A 5,885-nucleotide genomic window follows, 5' to 3' on the forward strand; every position below is an offset into this window, starting at 1 on the left:
CGGTCCGGCATCGCGAACGGCCAAAGCGGCACGCCAAGAAGCTGTCACTTTTTTCCCCGAAACTTGATTTGCTGCATAGGTTTGTAAACGAGATAAACCACCCTGAGCATAGATATTGGCAGCAGATGACTCGGCTTCAAGTCGATCGTTGCTATCCCAACTTTCAGCACGACTGTGTTCGTCGAAGCCTACTGTAGTGCCGTTTTCAGAGCGATTATTCATGATGGGTGCTAGGTTACCCTTAACACGCCATCAAATCAAGCCTAATTACAGTGCATTTTATATAAACCATTGATTTATATAATAATTATTTATGTTAGTTGTCACTAACTAACATAAATAAAAGCCCACCCTGCCTTCTTAAGCCACACCTCTGGCATTACTTGCTGCCTCAACTACCGCCAAAGTGGTGACATTGACGATACGGCGCACAGTAGCTGATGGCGTCAGAATATGAATCGGCTTAGCAGCACCGAGCAGTAATGGGCCGATTGCAATACCGTTACCAGCAGCGGTCTTTAGTAAGTTGTAGGAAATGTTGGCAGCATCAATGTTTGGCAATACTAGCAAGTTGGCATCACCTTTCAATGGAGATGAAGTAACCGCACCAGCGCGAATGGTTTCATCCAAGGCGCTATCACCATGCATTTCACCATCCACCTCAAGAGTTGAATCTGCATTTTGAATCAAAGCTAACACTTCACGCATTTTGATTGCAGATGGCGCATTACTTGAGCCAAAGTTGGAATGGGATAAGAGTGCTACTTTCGGTACGAGACCCAACTTGCGCATTTCGCTCGCGGCCATCAATGTCAACTCAGCCAATTGCTCTGCAGTTGGATCAATATTGACATGGGTATCTACCAAGAACACTTGGCGACCCGGCAAAATCAATCCAGACATGGCACCATAAACATTGGCACCCGGCTCTTGACCTACCACCTCATCGATGTACTTCAAATGGGTTGCTAAGTTGCCAACGGTTCCACAGATCATGCCATCAGCCATGCCTTTGGTAATCATCACTGAACCAATCAAGCTGTTACGACGACGCATTTCTAACTTGGCAAAAGATTCAGTAACGCCTTTGCGTTCTGTCAACGCCAAATAGGTTTGCCAGAAATCACGGAAACGTGAATCATTCTCCGGGTTCACGATTTCAAAGTCTTCGCCAGCCTTAATACGCAATCCAAACTTGCCAATGCGATGCTCAATGACTGCAGGGCGTCCGATCAAAATTGGCGTCGCCAAATGTTCATCAATAATAATTTGTACTGCACGCAATACGCGCTCATCTTCACCTTCAGCAAACACGATACGTTTTTGTGCAGCAGGTACTCGTTTAGCAATGCTAAACAATGGCTTCATCAAAGTACCGGAGTGGTACACAAATTGTTGCAACTGATTGCGGTAAGCATCAAAGTCTTTAATCGGACGTTGAGCAACGCCATCATCCATTGCGGCTTTAGCAACGGCAGGTGCAATAACCGTAATCAGACGTGGATCAAATGGTTTCGGAATTAAATACTCCGGACCAAAAGACAAGTTTTCAATACCATACACAGAGGTCACTACTTCGCTTTGCTCAGCTTGCGCCAAATCCGCTACAGCCCGCACTGCGGCGACTTCCATGCCACGTGTAATAGTAGTTGCACCAACGTCTAATGCGCCACGGAAGATGAACGGAAAGCACAACACGTTATTCACTTGGTTTGGATAATCGGTACGGCCAGTTGCCATCACCGCATCAGGACGAACTTCTTTAACTTCTTCAGGAAGAATCTCTGGAGTTGGATTTGCCAAAGCAAAGACCAATGGCTTAGGCGCCATCTTTTTAACCATGTCTTGCTTCAACACACCACCGGCAGAAAGACCTAAGAAAATATCAGCGCCTTCAATCGCTTGATCCAGCGTGCGCAATTCTGTCTCTTGGCAGAACGGTTCCTTCTCCGGATCCATGAGTTCTTTGCGGCCTTTATATGCAACACCAGCTAAGTCGGTGACCCAAATATTCTTACGCGGTATACCAAGGTCAACCAATAAATCTAAGCAAGCTAATGCGGCAGCACCAGCACCTGAGGTAATTAACTTCACATTACTGACATCTTTACCAACCACTTTTAAACCATTGAGAATTGCAGCGGCAACTACAATCGCAGTTCCATGTTGATCATCATGAAAGACCGGAATCTTCATGCGAGCTTGTAGCTTGCGTTCGACTACAAAACAATCTGGTGCTTTGATGTCCTCTAAATTGATGCCACCAAAAGTAGGCTCAAGTGCCGCAATGATTTCAACTAATTTATCTGGATCGTTTTCATTCACTTCAATATCGAAAACATCAATACCGGCGAATTTCTTAAAGAGGACTGCTTTACCTTCCATCACTGGCTTACTTGCCAATGGTCCAATATTTCCCAAACCTAAAACCGCTGTGCCATTAGTAATCACACCAACTAAGTTGCCACGCGCTGTGTACTTGAATGCATTTGCAGGATCCTTAACGATCTCTTCGCAAGGAGCAGCCACGCCAGGTGTATATGCAAGCGCTAAGTCTCGCTGATTCGTGAGTTGCTTTGTGGGGGCAATCTCAATCTTTCCTGGGGTTGGAAACTCGTGATAGTGGAGAGCGGCTGCTCTTAAATCCGCTATTTGTTGTTCTTTGCTGCTATTGCTTGGTTTACTCATCAGTTCACTCATCAATCAGACGTATTCAAGCTTCTAATTCTATTCCTCTCGGATGGAAGAGTCCCAAGAGCCATAAAATGGGGCATGCAATCTCAAACATCCCCACTCGGCGAATTTGACCTGATTCAGCGTTTCTTCAAAACGCAGTCAGAACTCATGCTCAGTAAGAATCCTGGTTCAGTGAAGCTAGGGATTGGTGATGACTGTGCCCTACTAAATATCGACCCTACCGAAGAAATTGCGATCACCAGTGACATGCTCGTCTCTGGACGACACTTTTTACCAGATGCCAATCCAGAGTGGCTGGGCTGGAAAGCCCTAGCAGTCAACCTTTCAGACCTAGCAGCCATGGGTGCCAAGCCTGCTGGCTTCACTTTAGCCCTCGCATTGCCAGAGTCTAATTCAGCCTGGCTAGAAGCTTTTAGCAAGGGCTTATTTGCAATTGCCAATCAATTTACCTGCCCACTGATTGGCGGTGACACCACTGCTGGTCCACTCAATATTTGCATCACCGCTTTTGGCAGCATTCCCAAAGGGAAAGCCATTTATAGATCAGGGGCATTAGTGGGTGATGACATTTGGGTCTCGGGAACTGTTGGCGATGCGAGACTTGCTCTTGCTGCACTGCGTCATGAAATTAAATTATCTAAAGAAGATTTAGCGAGCATAGAAGCGCGCATGCATCAACCTACCCCCAGGCTGGATTTAGGCATTGCCTTAAGAGGCATTGCCAATTCCGTTTTAGACATCTCTGACGGTCTTTTGGGGGACCTGAGACATATCCTTGAACAGTCCGGCAAAGATGCAGAAATCTCCTTAGGTCAGATTCCAAAATCCGCCACACTAGGTAAACAAGTGTTGGCCATTCAAAATCAATACTCAGCAAGTGGTGGGGATGATTACGAGCTATGCTTCACAGCCCCCAGCAGTAAACGGGATGCCATTGCCAAAATCAGTGCAGACCTCAATCTCGCCCTCACTCAAATTGGTAGCATCAAATCCATGCAATCCTCGGCAGCTGAGATACACATCGTTGGCAACGATGGAAAGGAGTTAGATGCTCAAGAGGCAGGTTTACTACTGAAATCTTTTGATCACTTCGCATGAATACCCAAGCTAATACGCCAAGCTCCTCCACCCTTACTCCCAGCTTCAAGTGGGTATTTAGTAAACCTAGTCGCGCCCTTGCATTCGGCATGGGCAGTGGTTTGGCACCATTCGCCCCAGGTACTGCGGGAACGCTGTGGGCTTGGGCCGCATTCTTGGTGGGAGAATATTTTCTATCTACCGAAGCGTGGCTGTGGATCATCGGCATTGGAATACTGCTGGGCTGCTGGATCTGCGGACAAGTCAGCGAAGAGTTGGGCAAAAAAGATTTTGGCGGAATTGTTTTGGATGAAGTCCTTGCCTTCTGGATCGTATTGATTTTTATCATGCCAGCAAACATATGGGTACAAATTTTGGCATTTGCACTATTCCGATTTTTTGATGCCGTGAAGCCCGGTCCGATTGGAATGATTGATCGACACTTTAAACATTTAGAAGGTGGCGACCATTCCTCTCCATCTAGTTTTGGTTTAATACTCTGGCGCGGATTCGGAATCATTGCTGATGATTTAGCTGCAGCATTTTTCACCCTACTCACCATGACGCTTTTACATATTGGATTGAGCTACATCTCATGAAAAATAATAACGATCCTCAGCATGAAATAGCGAGAGCTGTTGCACAGACTCTAATGAACCGTGGCTGGAAAATTGCTTTAGCTGAATCCTGTACTGGTGGCCTTGTCTGCGCAACCCTAACGGATTTAGCAGGCTCAAGTGATTGGCTAGAGCGAGGCTATATCACCTACAGTAATGCAGCGAAATCTGAATGCTTAGATGTTCCAGCAGAGACGATTGATTCATTTGGTGCTGTGAGTGAGCAAGTCGCTAAAGCCATGGCTGAGGGTGCGCTTCGCAATGCGAATGTCAACGCTGCCATCTCTATTACTGGCATCGCTGGCCCAACAGGTGGCTCACCAGAAAAACCAGTTGGTACAGTCTGTTTTGGCTGGGCAATCAAAGAGGTCATTGGAAATGAGGTTGTGAACACCGCCACACTCACCAAGCATTTCAACGGTGATCGTCAAATCGTGCGGGAACAAGCGCGTGATTTTGCACTCTCTCAATTTCTGGAATTACTCAAACCCAAAAACGCCTAACAAGGTAGCACTACAGAATTAGCGTGAGCTCAACCAACCCTTGTGGCGGAAATAGCCCAATGGAATCATCGCTGAAATCACCATGGAAATAATGGCAACTGGATAACCCCAAGTCTGCTCTAGCTCAGGCATGTAACGGAAGTTCATGCCCCACACGCTAGCCAATAAAGTAGGTGGCATTAAGGCAACGGATACCACCGAGAAGATCTTGATGATCTTACTTTGGTTCAAGTTAATAAAACCGACCGTCGCATCCATCAAGAAGTTAATCTTATCGAACAAGAACGCGGTATGGTTTTCTAATGAGTCAATGTCGCGCAAAATCTGACGCGCTTCTTCTTGCTGCTCATCAGACAATAATTTGCTGCGCATCAAAAATGACAATGCACGACGGGTATCCATCACATTGCGACGAATGCGTCCGTTCGTATCCTCTTCCTTAGCAATCGTTTCGAGTACTTCTTCGGCATCGTTATCGGTGATGTCATCTTGTAGAACGCGCTTACCTGCTTGTTCGAGGTTTTCATAAACCTCTTCCAAAGCATCAGCGGAATACTCAGCATCAGTGGAATACAAATCTAGTAAAACGTCTTTTGCATTGCTCACTGAACCTGGGCGCAAACGGGCACGCAAGCGTACCAAGCGGAAGACCGGTAAGTCTTCATCATGAATAGAGAACAAAACTTGCTTGGTCATGACGAAAGCGACTCGAACGTTACGAGAAGTTTCTTCTTCATCCAATAAGAAATCCGTACGAATATGGAGGTGGCCGTCATCTGCCTCGAAGTAACGCGCAGAAGCTTCTAAGTCACCCAAATCATCTAGTTCAGGCAAAAGAACGCCAAAAGCCTCTTTAATCCATAGGAGCTCTTCCTCTTCTGGGTCAACTACGTCGATCCAGATAGGGTTGGAGTATTGCAACAATTCATTGCGATCTTCCACTTGCTCTTGAGAGAGGCGGCCATTTTGCAGGACGAACAAGTTGATCATG

Annotated in this window: 5 protein-coding genes and 1 pseudogene; 3 read left to right on the plus strand and 3 right to left on the minus strand. The window is 46.3% G+C overall.

The window, feature by feature from the left end; genetic code table 11:
- Both B7Y67_RS09760 and B7Y67_RS09765 read right to left on the minus strand, forming a co-directional pair.
- Window positions 1–222 (minus strand): annotated as a pseudogene (locus tag B7Y67_RS09760) (hypothetical protein); the annotation flags it as partial.
- Window positions 223–360: 138 nt separating this feature from the next.
- Window positions 361–2,688, minus strand: a complete 2,328-nt coding sequence (locus tag B7Y67_RS09765; RefSeq protein ID WP_293598481.1) for an NADP-dependent malic enzyme — start codon at window positions 2,686–2,688, stop codon at window positions 361–363.
- A gap of 84 nt (window positions 2,689–2,772) precedes the next feature.
- On the opposite strand from B7Y67_RS09765, the gene thiL reads away from it, so the two are divergent.
- The 3 genes from thiL to B7Y67_RS09780 are packed head-to-tail and all read left to right on the plus strand — an operon-like array spanning window position 2,773 to window position 4,894.
- Window positions 2,773–3,795: a thiamine-phosphate kinase gene (gene thiL / locus B7Y67_RS09770; RefSeq protein WP_293598482.1), complete on the plus strand. Its 1,023-nt coding sequence runs from the start codon at window positions 2,773–2,775 to the stop codon at window positions 3,793–3,795.
- Window positions 3,792–4,373, plus strand: a complete 582-nt coding sequence (locus B7Y67_RS09775) for a phosphatidylglycerophosphatase A (RefSeq protein ID WP_293598483.1) — start codon at window positions 3,792–3,794, stop codon at window positions 4,371–4,373. The genes thiL and B7Y67_RS09775 overlap by 4 nt, the downstream gene beginning before the upstream one ends.
- Window positions 4,370–4,894 carry a CinA family protein gene (locus B7Y67_RS09780; protein ID WP_293598484.1) on the plus strand — a complete coding sequence of 175 codons (525 nt, stop codon included), beginning with the start codon at window positions 4,370–4,372 and terminating at the stop codon, window positions 4,892–4,894. Before B7Y67_RS09775 ends, B7Y67_RS09780 begins: the two co-directional genes overlap by 4 nt.
- Window positions 4,895–4,912: 18 nt before the next feature.
- Here the strand turns inward: B7Y67_RS09780 and corA are convergent, their stop codons facing one another.
- Window positions 4,913–5,884, minus strand: a complete 972-nt coding sequence (corA, locus tag B7Y67_RS09785; RefSeq protein ID WP_015420400.1) for a magnesium/cobalt transporter CorA — start codon at window positions 5,882–5,884, stop codon at window positions 4,913–4,915.
- Between the last annotated feature and the right edge of the window lies 1 nt (window position 5,885).

The organism is Polynucleobacter sp. 35-46-11 (genome assembly GCF_002281105.1).

Coding starts and splice junctions, on each gene's coding strand:
- B7Y67_RS09775 (WP_293598483.1), top strand. CDS start 3,792: ATGAATACCCAAGCTAATACGCCAAGCTCCTCCACCCTTACTCCCAGC.
- corA (WP_015420400.1), bottom strand. CDS start 5,884: ATGATCAACTTGTTCGTCCTGCAAAATGGCCGCCTCTCTCAAGAGCAA.
- B7Y67_RS09765 (WP_293598481.1), bottom strand. CDS start 2,688: ATGAGTAAACCAAGCAATAGCAGCAAAGAACAACAAATAGCGGATTTA.
- thiL (WP_293598482.1), top strand. CDS start 2,773: ATGCAATCTCAAACATCCCCACTCGGCGAATTTGACCTGATTCAGCGT.
- B7Y67_RS09780 (WP_293598484.1), top strand. CDS start 4,370: ATGAAAAATAATAACGATCCTCAGCATGAAATAGCGAGAGCTGTTGCA.